Annotated in this window: 16 protein-coding genes, 1 tRNA gene and 2 pseudogenes; 6 read left to right on the top strand and 13 right to left on the bottom strand. The window is 65.3% G+C overall.

What is annotated here, in order from left to right:
* A pseudogene (locus NZL82_RS17605) lies at window positions 1-108 on the top strand (IS5/IS1182 family transposase); the annotation flags it as partial.
* A 136-nt stretch (window positions 109-244) separates the two neighbouring features.
* Here the strand turns inward: NZL82_RS17605 and NZL82_RS17610 are convergent.
* Together NZL82_RS17610 and folK are read right to left on the bottom strand one after the other, a co-directional pair.
* Window positions 245-320 (bottom strand) — tRNA-Lys (locus NZL82_RS17610).
* Window positions 321-340: 20 nt separating this feature from the next.
* Window positions 341-817 (bottom strand): 2-amino-4-hydroxy-6-hydroxymethyldihydropteridine diphosphokinase, encoded by a 477-nt coding sequence (gene folK / locus NZL82_RS17615; protein ID WP_261271051.1) that lies wholly within the window; start codon window positions 815-817, stop codon window positions 341-343.
* A gap of 22 nt (window positions 818-839) precedes the next feature.
* Here folK and NZL82_RS17620 point away from each other — a divergent pair, with 22 nt between their 5' ends.
* Window positions 840-1,514 (top strand): uracil-DNA glycosylase, encoded by a 675-nt coding sequence (locus tag NZL82_RS17620; RefSeq protein ID WP_261271115.1) that lies wholly within the window; start codon window positions 840-842, stop codon window positions 1,512-1,514.
* A gap of 88 nt (window positions 1,515-1,602) precedes the next feature.
* On the opposite strand, the gene aguB is transcribed toward NZL82_RS17620, so the two are convergent.
* From aguB to NZL82_RS17640, 4 genes are all read right to left on the bottom strand, one after another.
* The gene (gene aguB, locus NZL82_RS17625) at window positions 1,603-2,451 is read right to left on the bottom strand and encodes an N-carbamoylputrescine amidase (RefSeq protein ID WP_261271052.1); all 849 of its coding nucleotides are present in this window, start codon (window positions 2,449-2,451) and stop codon (window positions 1,603-1,605) included.
* A 19-nt stretch (window positions 2,452-2,470) separates the two neighbouring features.
* Window positions 2,471-3,490 carry a hypothetical protein gene (locus tag NZL82_RS17630; RefSeq protein WP_261271053.1) on the bottom strand — a complete coding sequence of 340 codons (1,020 nt, stop codon included), beginning with the start codon at window positions 3,488-3,490 and terminating at the stop codon, window positions 2,471-2,473.
* 201 nt (window positions 3,491-3,691) lie between these two features.
* The gene (locus tag NZL82_RS17635) at window positions 3,692-4,678 is read right to left on the bottom strand and encodes an agmatine deiminase family protein (protein ID WP_261271054.1); all 987 of its coding nucleotides are present in this window, start codon (window positions 4,676-4,678) and stop codon (window positions 3,692-3,694) included.
* Between the two features lie 11 nt (window positions 4,679-4,689).
* Window positions 4,690-6,327 carry a M28 family metallopeptidase gene (locus NZL82_RS17640; protein WP_405051388.1) on the bottom strand — a complete coding sequence of 546 codons (1,638 nt, stop codon included), beginning with the start codon at window positions 6,325-6,327 and terminating at the stop codon, window positions 4,690-4,692.
* A gap of 118 nt (window positions 6,328-6,445) precedes the next feature.
* Here NZL82_RS17640 and NZL82_RS17645 point away from each other — a divergent pair, with 118 nt between their 5' ends.
* Both NZL82_RS17645 and NZL82_RS17650 read left to right on the top strand, forming a co-directional pair.
* The gene (locus tag NZL82_RS17645) at window positions 6,446-7,276 is read left to right on the top strand and encodes a hypothetical protein (protein WP_261271055.1); all 831 of its coding nucleotides are present in this window, start codon (window positions 6,446-6,448) and stop codon (window positions 7,274-7,276) included.
* A gap of 55 nt (window positions 7,277-7,331) precedes the next feature.
* Window positions 7,332-7,733, top strand: a complete 402-nt coding sequence (locus tag NZL82_RS17650; RefSeq protein WP_261271056.1) for a hypothetical protein — start codon at window positions 7,332-7,334, stop codon at window positions 7,731-7,733.
* Window positions 7,734-7,797: 64 nt separating this feature from the next.
* Here the strand turns inward: NZL82_RS17650 and rpsD are convergent, their stop codons facing one another.
* Entirely contained in the window at window positions 7,798-8,412 is a 615-nt protein-coding gene (gene rpsD, locus NZL82_RS17655) for a 30S ribosomal protein S4 (protein WP_261271057.1), read from the bottom strand.
* A 158-nt stretch (window positions 8,413-8,570) separates the two neighbouring features.
* A complete protein-coding gene (locus NZL82_RS17660) occupies window positions 8,571-8,801 on the bottom strand; it encodes a hypothetical protein (protein WP_261271058.1) in 231 nt (76 codons plus the stop codon).
* A gap of 106 nt (window positions 8,802-8,907) precedes the next feature.
* Between NZL82_RS17660 and NZL82_RS17665 the strand changes: the two genes are divergently transcribed.
* Window positions 8,908-9,216, top strand: a complete 309-nt coding sequence (locus tag NZL82_RS17665; RefSeq protein WP_261271059.1) for a chorismate mutase — start codon at window positions 8,908-8,910, stop codon at window positions 9,214-9,216.
* Between the two features lie 126 nt (window positions 9,217-9,342).
* Here NZL82_RS17665 and NZL82_RS17670 read toward each other — a convergent pair.
* The 5 genes and pseudogenes from NZL82_RS17670 to rpiB all read right to left on the bottom strand — a co-directional run bounded on the left by NZL82_RS17670 (window position 9,343) and on the right by rpiB (window position 12,996).
* A pseudogene (locus tag NZL82_RS17670) lies at window positions 9,343-10,391 on the bottom strand (TrmH family RNA methyltransferase).
* A gap of 171 nt (window positions 10,392-10,562) precedes the next feature.
* A complete protein-coding gene (gene nrdR, locus NZL82_RS17680; RefSeq protein WP_261271062.1) occupies window positions 10,563-11,030 on the bottom strand; it encodes a transcriptional regulator NrdR in 468 nt (155 codons plus the stop codon).
* Window positions 11,031-11,222 carry a hypothetical protein gene (locus NZL82_RS17685; protein ID WP_261271063.1) on the bottom strand — a complete coding sequence of 64 codons (192 nt, stop codon included), beginning with the start codon at window positions 11,220-11,222 and terminating at the stop codon, window positions 11,031-11,033.
* Between the two features lie 12 nt (window positions 11,223-11,234).
* Complete coding sequence (gene glyA / locus NZL82_RS17690; protein WP_261271064.1) at window positions 11,235-12,533, bottom strand: serine hydroxymethyltransferase; 1,299 nt, start codon at window positions 12,531-12,533, stop codon at window positions 11,235-11,237.
* 19 nt (window positions 12,534-12,552) lie between these two features.
* A complete protein-coding gene (gene rpiB, locus NZL82_RS17695; protein ID WP_261271065.1) occupies window positions 12,553-12,996 on the bottom strand; it encodes a ribose 5-phosphate isomerase B in 444 nt (147 codons plus the stop codon).
* 129 nt (window positions 12,997-13,125) lie between these two features.
* Between rpiB and NZL82_RS17700 the strand changes: the two genes are divergently transcribed.
* On the top strand, window positions 13,126-13,563 hold the full coding sequence (locus tag NZL82_RS17700; RefSeq protein WP_261271066.1) for a hypothetical protein: 438 nt from the start codon (window positions 13,126-13,128) through the stop codon (window positions 13,561-13,563).
* Window positions 13,564-13,753: the final 190 nt, after the last annotated feature.

Genomic DNA, 13,753 nt, shown 5'->3' on the forward strand with positions numbered 1-13,753 from the left:
TTCGGTCGCCTCAAGGACTGGCGCCGCGTCGCAACCCGATACGATCGCTGCCCTACCGCCTTCTTTTCCGCCATCACCCTCGCTGCCACCGTCATCTTCTGGCTGTGATCAACGAGTCCTGACCCTAAAGCAGCAGGACAAGCGGTCACTCGTTCGCCGGGGTTCCGCGAGCTCGGTATCGTGCGTGTCACTTAAAGCGTCGTTGTGACAGTGTTATCGCGCCGCAGCGCCTGAAACAACCCCGTGGTGGGTCCGCCGGGACTCGAACCCGGGACCTCTCGATTAAAAGTCGCTTGCTCTACCAACTGAGCTACGGACCCTCCATCGGGGTGGAAGCGACCTAGGGGCGTGGACGCCTGCGGTCAACACCATGTCGCACATGACGCACGCGCCGACCATCGCGCGGGTCCCGCCAGTCCCCCGCGATCGCAGCCAACGGGTGCAGGACGAAGGTGCGGATGGCATAAGCGCCGTGCGGTACGGTCAATCCCGCCGAGCGCCAATGCCCGCCCGACCACAGGATGATGTCGAGATCGATCACCCGCGCGCCCCAGCGCTGGCCGCGCCGTCGCCCAAAAGCTCGTTCGATCCTCTTCAGCGACGCCAGCATCTCGGGTGGGGTCAGCGTGCTGCGCACCAGTGCGGCGGCATTGGCGAAGGCGCGGATCGACGGACCGACCGGCGCGGTGGTGATGATCGGCGACACCGCATAGACGCCGTCGAGCGCCGCCAGCGCCGCACGAATTTCGGCGCGCGGGCCTCCGTGCCGCCCGGGACGGTTGGAACCCAGCGCAATGGCATAGCTTGTCGTCGTCATGCCCCCCGACTACCGCAGCGCGATGCCCGATGCATCCTTTCCCACCATTCCCGCGCCGTTGATCCCCGTCCAGCCGCCGCGCGACTGCCCGCTCTGCCCACGCCTCGCCGCGGTTCGCGCCGCGGTCGCCGCCGAATATCCCGGTTGGTGGAATGCGCCGGTCCCACCCTTCGGCGATGCCGATCCCTGGCTGGCGGTGGTCGGCCTCGCCCCCGGCAAGCATGGCGCGCATCGGACGGGTCGTCCCTTTACCGGCGATGGCGCGGGGCCGCTTCTCTATGGCACGCTCGCCAAATTCGGGCTCGCCGAGGGGAATTTCGAGGCGCGGGTCGATGACGGCCTGACACTGACGGGTGCGGTCATCCTGAACGCGGTCAAATGCCTGCCGCCCGAGAACAAGCCGACGCCCGACGAAATCCGGACCTGCCGCCCGTTTCTGGAGCAGGAACTGGCCGCGCTGGGCGGACTGAAGGTGGTCATCGCCCTGGGCCAGATCGCGCACCAGTCGGTGGTCAAGGCGCTGGGCGGCAAGCTGCCCAAGACTCGATTCGCCCATCTCGCCGAGCACCGGATGCCGGGCGGCGGGCCGGTGGTGCTCGATAGCTATCACTGCTCGCGCTACAACCAGAATACCGGAAGACTGACACCCGATATGTTCGAGGCCGTCTTCGCCCGCGCGGTGGCGTTGCGGGGCTGAATCCCGATCGTCGCCTCAGCGAAGGCTGGGGCCTCTGACGAACAAAGCCCGGCCGAGAGGGGTCCCAGCCTTCGCTGGGACGACGACCTCAAATATCCTGCACCAGCCGTCCGTACAGCTCCGGCCGCCGGTCGCGGAAGAAGCCGAAGGCGGCGCGGTGGCGCTTTACCCGGTCGAGGTCGAGGGTGGCGACGATCACGCCCTCTTCCTCGCGGCCGAGTTCGGCCAGGATGTCGCCGCGTTCGTCGCAGATGAAGCTGGTGCCGTAGAAGGTCTGGCCATGTTCGCAGCCGATCCGGTTGGCGGCGACGATCGGCACGACGTTGGACACTGCATGACCAACCATCGCGCGCCGCCACAGCCGCGCGGTATCGAGGCTGTCGTCATGCGGCTCGCTGCCGATCGCGGTCGGGTAGAACAGGACCTGCGCGCCCATCAGCATCATCGTGCGCGCCGTCTCGGGATACCATTGGTCCCAGCAGATGCCGACGCCCAGCGTCGTCGCGGGACCGTCCCACACCTTGAACCCGGTATTGCCGGGGCGGAAATAGAATTTCTCCTCATATCCCGGACCGTCCGGGATATGGCTCTTGCGATACACGCCCGCGACCTTGCCGTCCGGATTGATCATCGCCAGCGAGTTGTAATGATGCGGCCCATCCGCCTCGAAGAAGCTGGTGGGGATATGGACCTTCAGCTCGGCCGCCAGTTCCTGCATCGCCAGCACCGCCTTGTGCTCGGCGGTCGGCTTGGCGTTCGCAAACAGCCCTTCATCCTCGACGCGGCAGAAATACTCGCCCTCGAACAATTCGGGCGGCAGGATCACCTGCGCACCCTGTGATGCCGCCTCTCGGACGAGGCGCGACACCTCGGCGATGTTGCGGTCGATATCGGCGGTGAAGGCCAGTTGCAGCGCGGCGACGGTGATCTGGGTCATGGCCACGCCCTTTAATGGCTCAAATTTCCTCCGTCACGCACCGAGTGGCCAGACGCGCATGCAATTTGTCGAGGAAGGGGCCTGGCTCATCGAGCCGTAGCGCCACGGCCCGCACCGGATCGCGCCGCCAGCGCGACCGGGGCGGCAAAGGTGGGTCCAGCCGGAGGAGCAGATTGGGCCAGGCCAGCAGCGCGATGTTCCAACTGTCCGGCGCCCGCACCGTCGCGCCGTCGGGGTTCGCCTGTACGGCGGTGATGGCGGCATAGGGGATCATATGGTCGACCAGGATACCGGCGCGTATCCGCACCCCGGTATCGGTCAACAAAATGGGGGCCAGCCGCAGCGACTTGATGAGCCCGATCAGATAGAGAAGCGATACGTCGCTGACCACGAACAGGATCAGCGCCAGCGTCCGGTTCCAATGCGCGATCAGCAAATGGGTGACGCCGATCTCGACACAGGACAACAGCAGCAGCGCGATCATCATCGGTTGAAGCTGCCGGTGATAACCAAAGCCGATCGCGCCCGGCGGAATGTCGGGCGCGGCCTTCCAGCGGAACAGCGCCAGATGGAGCAATGCCGCCCCCGCGACCGCGAGGCGGGCAAGCGGACGCGGCAGCATTTCGGCGAGCAGGTCGATCCAGCGATCCGCATCGCTGCGTCGCCAGTGCCGGACCCGCTCGGCGGCGCGCCACATTCCCCATCCGCCATGCAGGGCGATCGCCACGACCGGTACCGCCAACGCCCAGGGCATGGCGATCAGCGCCGCCCGAATCGGCGCGGGCGACAGGCTGAGCACCGCTATCCCCGCCGCCGCCATCGCCGCAATCCCTGCCCGCCAGCCGGGGCGACGGTCGCGCGCGATCAGGCCCAGCATCATCGCATCCGACGCGATCCACAGGAACAGCAATGCCGCCACATGCGGATGCGCCGAAGCGAGGGGCAAGCGGAGCAGCGCCGCCGCCCCGGCGATGACGATGGGCGGCACCAACCCGGAAAGCGTAAATCCACCTGTGTCGGTCGACCGGGCGATCATCATGGCGCGTCCCCCTGTAGATGCGGGGCGATCCTATCCCACCCTATGATCGGCGTCACGCGGTTCGGCGCCCCCTCCTCCATTCCACCTGAACGCAGGGCAAGTTACGGGGAAAGGCCGATCCCGTCCCTACCGACCATCACGAAAAGGGCCTACGCTCCCTATGGAAGCGCAGGCCCTTCGTCTTCCGACAGGCTCGGCGCGTCAGAGCGCCGGTATCTGCTGCGAAATGCAGTGGAAGCTGCCGCCGCCGGTCAGGATCGCATCGGCGCGCAGGCCCACCACTTCGCGGTCGGGGAAGATCGCCTGGATCGCCGCGACGCCCGCCGCGTCGTTCTCGCTGCCATAGAGCGGCACGACGACCGCCGCATTGCCGATATAGAAGTTCATATAGCTGGCGGGCACGATCTCCTCGTCGCGCAGCACCCGACCCGGCGAGGGGATGGTCACGACCTCCAGCCCCGCCGCCTCGGCTGTGCGCTTGGCGGCGGCATAGACCTGCCAATTGGGATCATTCTCCGCCGCTTCCGGCAAGGCGATCCGGTTCGGCCCGACGAAGCGCGCCAGATTGTCGACATGGCCATCGGTGTGATCGTTGAGCAGTCCGTCGCCCAGCCACACCACGCGGGTCAGCCCCAGATCCTGCGCCAGCCGTTCGGTGATCGCTTCCTCGGTCAGTTCGGGATTGCGATTGGGGTTCAGCAGGCACTGGCGCGTGGTGACGACCAGGCCGGTGCCGTCGCCGTCGATCGCACCGCCCTCCAGCACCCAGTCGCAGGGCGTGGCGGCGATGCCGCGATCCTCGGCCAGCCGCGCGCCGACCGTGTCGTCGCCCGGCAGGTCATATTTCCCGCCCCAGCCATTGAACCGGAACAGCCGGGCCGAACCATCGCCCGTGACGATCGGTCCGGTATCGCGCAACCAGATGTCACCGAAAGGCTGCACTACCACATCGGCGAGATCACCCGCCATGTCGCGGGCGGCATCGGCGGCCTCGCCATCGGCGGCGACCAGGATCACCCGTTCGCCCCGGCCCCCGGCATGGACGGCGCGGGCAAAGGCCAGAACCTCCTCGCGCGCGGGTTCCAGATCGTCTTCCCACAGCTCGGGATGGCTGGGAAAGCCGATCCATACGGCCTCATGCCGGGCCCATTCGGGTGGCGGAGGCGTCGTCGCGGATGGCGTGGTCACCGATGACGTGGTCACTGGGCGTTCTTCCTGCTTTGATCGCGGATGCTGCGAAATTCGGCGGTGGGATACCAGTTGGGCCACAGGCCCGGCCGGTCCGCCAGCGTCCTGCCCAATTGATAATAGACCGTCAAATCCTCGACCGCGCCCGACCAATCCCAGTTGGGATCATATTCGTCGGCGGGCTTGTGATAGCGGTGGGCGACATAGTCCTCCGCCGCCGCCTTGCCCGCCGCGACGCCGCCCATCACCTTGTCCTGTCCCGACCCGCCATCGAGCATCGGCACGCCCAGCTTGGCGAAGGAGAAATGGTCGGACCGGTAATAGCTGCCCCGTTCCGGATTGGCTTCCTCGCCGATATAGCGGCCCTGCGCGCCGACCAGCCCCTTGGCGATGTCCTCGATCTCGGACTTGCCCTTGCCGATCAGCACGAAATCCTTGGACCGGCCGGTGACGTTCAGCCCGTCCATATTGACCCCGCCCACCGTGCGAGCGAGCGGAAAGACCGGGTGCTGCGCATAATAGCCCGAGCCGAGCAGCCCGCTTTCCTCCGCCGTCACCGCCAGGAACGCGATCGACCGCTTGGCCGGTCCCGCCTTGGCCTGCGCCTCTGCCAGCGCGACCAGTCCCGCCACGCCGCTCGCATTGTCGAGCGCGCCGTTGCAGATATCGTCGCCATCCACCGCGTCGCACCGTCCCAGATGGTCCCAATGCGCGGAATACAGGACATAATCCCCCGGCTCGGTGGTACCGGGCAGCAGGCCGACGACATTCTTCGACGCCTGGCGCCGGATCGTGTTGGTGAACCCGCCCGACAAAGTCAGGCCGAGCGGCACCGCCTTGAACCCCTTGGTCTGCGCCGCCTTGGTCAGGGTGGCGAGGTCCTTGCCCGCCGCCTTCAGGATGCGCTCCGCCACCGGCTGTTGCAGCCAGCCGATCACCTGGCTCTGGTCCATGTGATCGCCCGCCTCGTCCAGTTCGAGCTGCGGCCCGGTCCAGGAGGATTGCACCACCGCCCAAGGATAGGCGGCCGGTTCGGTCTGATGCACGATCAGCGCGGCCGCGGCGCCGTGCTTGGTGGCATTCTCGAACTTATAGGGCCATCGACCATACCAGGTCATCGCCCGCCCCTCGAACGGCCCCTCGCGCCCCATGGTCTGCCAGTCGGCGTCGTTCACCAGGATGATCACCGTCTTGCCGCGCACATCGACCCCGGCATAATCGTCCCAGCCCTTTTCGGGCGCGGTGATGCCATAGCCGACAAAGACCATCTCGCTATTCGCCACATCGATCTTCGGTGTGACGCGATAGGTGCCGACCACCATATCGGTCCGATAGGCCAGCGACATGGGTTGCCCCTTGCCCCTGACCGTAAAGGGCTGGACGTCGGTCGCGGTGATCTCGACCATGGGCACGTCCTGGGTCCAGCTTCCCTTGTTGCCGGGCTTCAGCCCCGCCTTCTGAAAGCGGTCGATGATATAGGCGACCGTCTTGTCCTCGGCGGGCGTGGTGGGCGCGCGTCCTTCATATTCGTCGGACGACAGCGTCTGCGTGACGGTCTTCAGCGTATCGACCGAAATGGCGGGCCGCTCCTGCGCAAGGGCGGTGCCGGACATGAGGGCGATCAGTGACAGGGCAAGAAGACGCGACATAACAAGCTCCCGAATGCGATGCGTGCATGTCTGACATGCACCCCCCACGACGCGCAAGCGAACAGCCCACAAGCGAAAATGTCGCCATATCCGATCTTCTTGCGATTGAGTTCATGCGATGCGGAGCGTCAGCATCGATGCGCCACTTCCAATTCCGGCCTGTCTGCGTCTCGTTCCGTTCTCGTCGAAAGGCATGATGATGACGATGCGCATTGTCGCAATGGCCCTCGTGCTATTGGCAGCAACAAGTTGTGGATCGGCCTCGACTGATCGCGACATTACAACGGAGTCGGCCTCGGTACCACCACCACCTCCTCCTCCTCCTCCGCCGCCGCCTGCCGCGGAGCCGATTGTAATGATACGGATGCCAAATTTCCCTTGGCCGCCACCCGCCCCTTCCGCGCGCGCTACCATTTCGGCGGCGAGGTTCGGACGCATTCAAACCCTGGGCGAAGCGGCGGATCGACTAAGCAGCGCTTTGGAAAGGTCAGGCTATACGGAGATCGGCTATTATGCCGCACCCGGCGGCTTCGCACTTGTCACGCGTATCGAACGCATGCGCGATGATGGCCGTCCATGGTCTCAGGTCGGGCGGTTCGACATCGAGTCACAAGCGTCGTTGCCGGACCCGTTCACGCTCTCGGACTATCTTACCGCATTACTACGTGCGCCACCCGGTCGGTATCGATTGATCGCATTCATCGTCAGCGATCATATCACCCCCAGCAACGGGCCATCGATAGGTTTCAACGATGTCGACCGCATTCTCGAAAATGGGAGCGACAGGCTCGACAACCAAACGAAAAGCCAGGCCTTCACGCCCAATCATAAGGTCATCGCCCTGATATACGAGTTCGTCCGGCGGCGCGGTGAGGCCGCGACACAGGCCAAACCCAGTCGACTGGAAGCCAGCCAACACCTCCGCGGCGCTCAACTTCTACAGTATTGATGCAACAATCGAAGACAACAGGAGCGATCCGATGCAAAGTTATCGCACTATACTGATGACGACATGGCTGATCGGTGGCGGTATAATCATTTTGCTCTTCATCGTTCAGACCCAATTGGGTGCATTCAGTGGCGATGAAGCGAAAGCCTGGGAATGGCTTTCGCCAAACCTGTTTCCGACGTTGACGCTCGTTTTGGGAGTTACCCAATTGACGAAACCGGGGTCGGCACACGTGTCGAAACGACGCCCCCCGCTATTCCTGCCGTCATTGCTGACAAGCATCTTGTTTCTGGCTGCCCTTATCCTGTCGATTCTTCTTCAGCCATTTACGAACAAGAAACCGATTGAAGCTTTGTACCAAGCCAATGTATGGCTTGGACCGCTGCAAGGGTTCGTCAGTTCGACGCTCGGCGTCTTCTTCGCGCGCGAAATTCCCAAAGGGGCCAGCAACTACTGATACCCGAAACGAAAAAAGGCGGCCCCGAAGGACCGCCTCTTCGTATTCGGTAAGACCCGAAAACTTAGCGCGAATAGAATTCGACGACCAGGTTCGGTTCCATCTTCACCGGATAGGGCACCTCGTCCAGCGTCGGCACGCGGGTCAGGGCGACCTTGGTGTTGCCGTCGGCGGTGACGTAATCGGGCACTTCACGCTCGGCGAGCTGCTGTGCCTCGAGGACCAGCGCCATTTCGGTCGCCTTCGAGCCCAGCGAGATCTCGTCGCCGACGAAGCAGCGGCGCGACGCGATGTTGCACTTCACGCCGTTGACGCGGATGTGGCCGTGGCTGACCAGCTGGCGCGCGGCGAAGATCGTCGGCGCGAACTTGGCGCGGTACACGATCATGTCCAGACGCTGCTCGAGCAGGCCGATCAGGTTCTGCGAGGTATCGCCCTTCATGCGGGCGGCTTCCTGGTAGCAGGCCTTGAACTGCTTCTCGGTCACGTCGCCATAATAGCCCTTCAGCTTCTGCTTGGCGCGCAGCTGCAGACCGAAGTCCGACATCTTGCCCTTGCGACGCTGACCATGCTGGCCGGGGCCGTATTCACGCTTGTTGACCGGGCTCTTGGGACGACCCCAGATGTTCTCGCCCATACGGCGGTCGAGCTTGTACTTCGCGCTCTGACGCTTCGACATGTATATTCCTTAGCAACTACGAACGACGTTGGTCCCGGTATCGCACCATGCCAGTCTTTGTGGGACGAGCGCAGGCCCACCGCTTCACCGGGATGCGGGGGCAATTGCGAAGGGGCGCGCCTAACGGACGGGCGCGCCGGAGTCAAGCGAGGCGGCGCTCAGCTGCCCTGCACGGTGCTTAGCCGGCTCGCGGCGTCGTCCACATCCTTTCGCGCATCGGCGGCGATCATGTCCCATTCCTCACGCGTGTGGCAGACCTTGCGCCCACCCAGGCGCGATCCGGTGGGGGCCTCCGAACGACAAATCCTCTTCTCCTTCGGCTTGGGGGCCGGCGGTGTCGACTCGGCCTGTTGTCCCGCCAGGGTCAGCAGCAGCAAGGTGGTCAGCATCGTCCTCTTCTCCCATCGGAACAGCCGGGCGGGATGCTAACGCCATCCCTTCCCCCACCGCAAGCCGGGCTGGACAGCGCGCGCGCCGCCCGGCAGAGCCATGGCCATGACCCAGATACTCGCCGGCCCCGATTGCACGACCATGGCGGAGGTCCGCGCAGGCGTCGACCAGCTCGACCGCGAACTCGTGGCGCTGCTCGCGCGCCGCTTCGGCTATATGGACGCCGCCGCGCGGATCAAGCCGAGCCGCGACCGCGTGCGCGACGAGGGTCGCAAGGCCCAGGTGATCGACCAGGCGCGCGTCGAGGCAAAGCGGCTAGGTGTGCCGGAGATGGTCGTGGCGGAGATGTGGGAAACGCTGGTCGAGGGGTCGATCGCCTATGAGCTGGCAACCTTCGATCGGACGCGGGGGTAAGGCGCCCCCAACTCCGTTCAGGCTGAGCGTAGTCGAAGCCCACGCCGCAGGCTGCGCCACAAGCGCTGTTGGGCACAGCCAATCCCTTGGCCTTCGACTTCGCTCAGCCTGAACGGAGGTAGTGCGTTACCGCTCGCGCGGGCGGGCCAGTGTCGACAGCACGCCGCGCAGGGTGCGGATTTCCTGGCTCGACCAGCCGGGCTTGGTCAGCAGGGTACGCAGCGTCCGCTTGGTCGCAGGCGTCCGGTCGGGCGGGAAGAAATAGCCCGCGCCATCGAGCATCTCCTCCAACTGGCCGATCATCCCGTCCAGCTCGAATTGCGGCGCGACCTCGGGCAGTTCGACCTCGGGCGGCTGGGCCAGTTCGACGCCCTTCGACCATTCATAGGCGATCAGGATCACCGCCTGGGCCAGGTTCAGGCTGCCGAATTCGGGGTTGATCGGCACGGTGACGATCTTGCGCGCGATCGCCACGTCGTCGGTCTCCAGCCCCGATCGCTCGGGCCCGAAAAGGAAGGCCGCCCGGCCCACCGTGTCGGCATGGATTTCGCGCGCCGCCTCTTCCGGGGTCACCACCGGCTTGGTGACGCCGCGCTTGCGCACGGTGGTGGCATAGACCTGCGCACAGTCGGCGACTGCCTCGGCGACGCTCTCAAAGACCTTGGCCTGTTCCAGCACGCTGTCCGCGCCCGAGGCGGCGGGCCCCGCCTGCGGATTGGGCCAGCCGTCGCGCGGGGTGACGAGGCGCATCTCGACCAGCCCGAAATTGAGCATGGCACGCGCGGCCTTGCCGATATTCTCGCCCAGCTGCGGGCGGACCAGGATGATGACGGGGGGCTGGGACTTGTTCACGTTCACTCTTCCGTTCGCCCTGAGCGAAGTCGAAGGGCACGTTCCGCGCGCGGTATCGCGGCTTCTTTCAGGCGCGTCCAGTCCGATACGACCAAGGCGGCCTTCTTGGTGCGGGACCAGCCTTTGATCTGGCGTTCGGCGGTGAGGGCTTCATGGCGGGTGGGGAAGTCCTGCACCCATGCTAATTCGACCGGGCGACGGGTCTGGGTGTAGCAGGGGATTTCGCCGCACTGGTGCTGGGCGATGCGGTGGTCGAGATTGTCGGTGTGGCCGGTGTAATAGCTGCCGTCCGAGCAGCGGAGGATGTAGCAGTAGAAGGCCATTCCCTGAGGCTATCGCTTTGAGGGTTGGGGGCAAGGGTTTCCCTTGGGCTTCGACTTCGCTCAGCCTGAACGGAGGTCGGGGATGAAGGACATGAAGCGGCGAGCTATAATACAAACAGCCGTTCAGGCTGAGCGCATTCGAAGCCCACGCCCGAACCCTCGCCACAAATCCTATTCCCCCCGAGGCGCCACTTCCTCAACAGTCCCGGCAAATGCCTCGAAATCCTTGGCCTCGCCGAACTCGCGATACACGCTGGCGAAGCGGATATAGGCCACCGAATCCAGGCCCTTCAGCCCTTCCATCACCATCTCGCCGATCCGCTTGGACGACACCTCGCCCTCACCGCTGGTTTCCAGCTGGCGCTGGATGCCGGACACGAGCTTTTCCACCCGCACAGGGTCGATCGGTCGCTTGCGCGTGGCGATGGCGATGGAGCGGAGCAGCTTTTCGCGCTCGAACGGCTCGCGCCGATCCTCGCTCTTCAGCACGAACAGCTCGCGCAACTGGATGCGCTCGAACGTAGTGAAGCGCGCGCCGCAGCCTTCGCATTGGCGACGGCGGCGGATGGCCGCCCCGTCTTCGGTGGGGCGGCTGTCCTTTACCTGACTGTCTTCATGGCCACAAAAGGGGCAGCGCATTCAGGCCTTCTTCTTTGCCTTGAAATAGGCATAACCGGCACCCGCCGCCGCGCCGAGGACCGGACCGACGAACGGCACCGGGATCGCGACCACGGCGCCGAGCGCGCCCCATTTCGCCATGCTCTTGCCTAGGCCCGGCGTCGACTTGATGTCGTTCTGCACCTCGGAAAATTTCTGGTCGAACTTGGCCATGCGTTTATGTCCTTATCCCTGATAGATCGGAAAGCGTGCGCAAAGCTCACGCACACGGGCACGAACGTTCGCCTCGACCTCGGGGTCCCCATGTTCGCCCTTGGCCTTCAGACCGTCGAGCACATCGGCGACCATATGGCCGATCTGCTCGAACTCCGCCGGGCCGAAACCGCGCGTGGTGCCCGCGGGCGAGCCGACGCGGATGCCGCTGGTTTTCATCGGGGGCAGCGGATCGTTGGGGATGCCGTTCTTGTTGCAGGTGATGCCCGCGCGCTCCAGCGCCTCGTCGGCGTCGCGGCCGGTGATGCCCAGCGGGGTCAGGTCGACCAGCGCCAGATGCGTGTCGGTGCCGCCCGCGACCAGGTTCGCGCCGCGCGCCTTCAGCGTCGCCGCCAGCGTGCGGGCGTTCTCGACGACCGCCGCGATATAGGTCTTGAACTCGGGCTGCAGCGCCTCACCGAACGCGACCGCCTTGGCGGCGATGACGTGCATCAGCGGGCCGCCCTGAAGGCCGGGGAAGACCGCCGAGTTGATCTTCTTCGCGATCGCCTCGTCATTCGTCATGATCATGCCGCCACGCGGACCGCGCAGCGTCTTGTGCGTGGTGGTGGTCACGACATGCGCATGGCCGAACGGGGTCGGATGCAGACCGCCCGCGACGATGCCCGCAAAGTGCGCCATGTCGACCATGAAATACGCGCCGACCTCGTCCGCGATGGCGCGGAACTTGGCGAAGTCGATGACGCGGGGATAGGCCGATCCGCCCGCGATGATGATCTTGGGCTGGCACTCGCGCGCGATGCGGGCGACCTCATCATAGTCGATCAGATGCGTCTCGGGGTCGACGCCATATTGGACCGCGTTGAACCACTTGCCCGACAGCGCCGCCTTGGCACCGTGCGTCAGATGGCCACCGGCATCCAGCGACAGGCCCATGATCGTGTCGCCGGGCTTGGCCAGCGCCAGCATCACCGCGCCGTTCGCCTGCGCGCCCGAATGCGGCTGCACGTTGACGAAGTCGCAGCCGAAAATCTGCTTGGCGCGGTCGATCGCCAGCTGCTCGACCTCGTCCGACGGGGCGCAGCCCTGATAATAGCGCTTGCCCGGATAGCCCTCGGCGTACTTGTTCGTAAAGACCGAGCCTTGCGCTTCCATCACCGCCTTGGAGACGATGTTCTCGCTGGCGATCAACTCGATCTGGGTCTGCTCGCGCTCCAGCTCGTGCGACACACCGGCGAAGACGGCGGGGTCGGCATCGGCCAAGGTGCGGGTGAAGAAGCCGGCGGGCTGGACGTCGTTAAGCGTGCTCATTGCGGATATCCTTGGGCGTTCAATTCTGGGCGGGGGCTGCGGACAGCATGTCGACGCGGCGCTGATGACGTCCGCCCTCGAACGGGGTGGACAGAAAGGCGGTCAGGCAGGCCTTGGCCATTTCCTCGCCGATGACGCGCGCGCCCATGGCGATGGCGTTGGCGTCGTTATGCTGGCGGGCGAGCGCGGCGGACAGCGGCTCGGAGACAAGCGCGCAGCGGCAGGCGGGATGGCGGTTGGCGGCGATCGAAATGCCGATGCCGGAGCCGCACAGCGCCACGCCGCGCTCGGCGCGACCATCGGCCAGGGCCTCGGCCACCGCATGGCCGAAATCGGGATAATCGACGCTGGCCGTGCCGTCGGTGCCCAGGTCGATCACCTCATGCCCCTCGCCACGCAGCCAGTCCGCCAGCACGGCCTTCAACGAGACGGCGGCATGATCGGATGCGATCGCGATGCGCATGGGACGGGCGCTCCTGACGGGGTGGGAATGGAATGGGTGCGCCTTTACGCGCGCGCGGGGCGGATGGCTACCCCTTGGAGAGGGAACATGTGTCCGTCCCGGCCGGTTTTGCGCGAGATGAAGCCAATCATGATCCTCGCCGCCCTTCTGCCCCTTGCCGCCTGCTCGCGCGAAACGCCTGAGGTGGTGAACAACAGCGCCGCCGCCTCGATCGGTGGGCCGAGTGCCCCGGCCACGGCAGGCCCGGCCGGCGATGGCGCCACCTTCACCGGCATGCCCAAGGCCAAGGCCCCGGACTATGTCGGCCGCTGGATCGGGGTGGAGGGCATGGTGCTGAACGTGAAGCATGCCGCGACACCCGGCCGCTACCGGCTGGAGATGCAATGGGACCTCGACCACAAGGGCGAGTTCAAGGGCGATGCGGTGGGCGACACGATCGTGTTCGAGCGCAACGGCGTGCGCGAGACGCTACGCCCGACAAATGGCGATGCGACCGGGCTGAAATATCTGGCGGGAAAAACGGAGTGCCTGACGGTGAAGACGGGCGAGGGTTACTGCCGGAAATAAGGCGCCGCCGGGCCAGCGATCACGGACTGGCCTCCCCGCGAAATTGCGACGTCCGAAAGCCCTATCACCCCCTGTTCCCCGGCGAAGGCCGGGGCCCAGTTGCCACGACCTTGAAGCGGACTGGTCAAGCGTAAGAGGCCAAAGCGATGCCTTGGCGCATGCCTCCCACGCACCGCTCTGCGTTCCATTG

The sequence above is a fragment of the Sphingomonas sp. LC-1 genome, from assembly GCF_025371035.1.
Taxonomy (GTDB): domain Bacteria; phylum Pseudomonadota; class Alphaproteobacteria; order Sphingomonadales; family Sphingomonadaceae; genus Sphingomonas; species Sphingomonas sanguinis_E.

What these genes read in the sequence shown, in the direction of transcription:
- folK (WP_261271051.1), bottom strand. Translation starts at nt 817, where the DNA reads ATGACGACGACAAGCTATGCCATTGCGCTGGGTTCCAACCGTCCCGGG.
- NZL82_RS17620 (WP_261271115.1), top strand. Translation starts at nt 840, where the DNA reads ATGCCCGATGCATCCTTTCCCACCATTCCCGCGCCGTTGATCCCCGTC.
- aguB (WP_261271052.1), bottom strand. Translation starts at nt 2,451, where the DNA reads ATGACCCAGATCACCGTCGCCGCGCTGCAACTGGCCTTCACCGCCGAT.
- NZL82_RS17630 (WP_261271053.1), bottom strand. Translation starts at nt 3,490, where the DNA reads ATGATGATCGCCCGGTCGACCGACACAGGTGGATTTACGCTTTCCGGG.
- NZL82_RS17640 (WP_405051388.1), bottom strand. Translation starts at nt 6,327, where the DNA reads ATGTCGCGTCTTCTTGCCCTGTCACTGATCGCCCTCATGTCCGGCACC.
- NZL82_RS17645 (WP_261271055.1), top strand. Translation starts at nt 6,446, where the DNA reads ATGCGGAGCGTCAGCATCGATGCGCCACTTCCAATTCCGGCCTGTCTG.
- NZL82_RS17650 (WP_261271056.1), top strand. Translation starts at nt 7,332, where the DNA reads ATGACGACATGGCTGATCGGTGGCGGTATAATCATTTTGCTCTTCATC.
- rpsD (WP_261271057.1), bottom strand. Translation starts at nt 8,412, where the DNA reads ATGTCGAAGCGTCAGAGCGCGAAGTACAAGCTCGACCGCCGTATGGGC.
- NZL82_RS17660 (WP_261271058.1), bottom strand. Translation starts at nt 8,801, where the DNA reads ATGCTGACCACCTTGCTGCTGCTGACCCTGGCGGGACAACAGGCCGAG.
- NZL82_RS17665 (WP_261271059.1), top strand. Translation starts at nt 8,908, where the DNA reads ATGACCCAGATACTCGCCGGCCCCGATTGCACGACCATGGCGGAGGTC.
- nrdR (WP_261271062.1), bottom strand. Translation starts at nt 11,030, where the DNA reads ATGCGCTGCCCCTTTTGTGGCCATGAAGACAGTCAGGTAAAGGACAGC.
- NZL82_RS17685 (WP_261271063.1), bottom strand. Translation starts at nt 11,222, where the DNA reads ATGGCCAAGTTCGACCAGAAATTTTCCGAGGTGCAGAACGACATCAAG.
- glyA (WP_261271064.1), bottom strand. Translation starts at nt 12,533, where the DNA reads ATGAGCACGCTTAACGACGTCCAGCCCGCCGGCTTCTTCACCCGCACC.
- rpiB (WP_261271065.1), bottom strand. Translation starts at nt 12,996, where the DNA reads ATGCGCATCGCGATCGCATCCGATCATGCCGCCGTCTCGTTGAAGGCC.
- NZL82_RS17700 (WP_261271066.1), top strand. Translation starts at nt 13,126, where the DNA reads ATGATCCTCGCCGCCCTTCTGCCCCTTGCCGCCTGCTCGCGCGAAACG.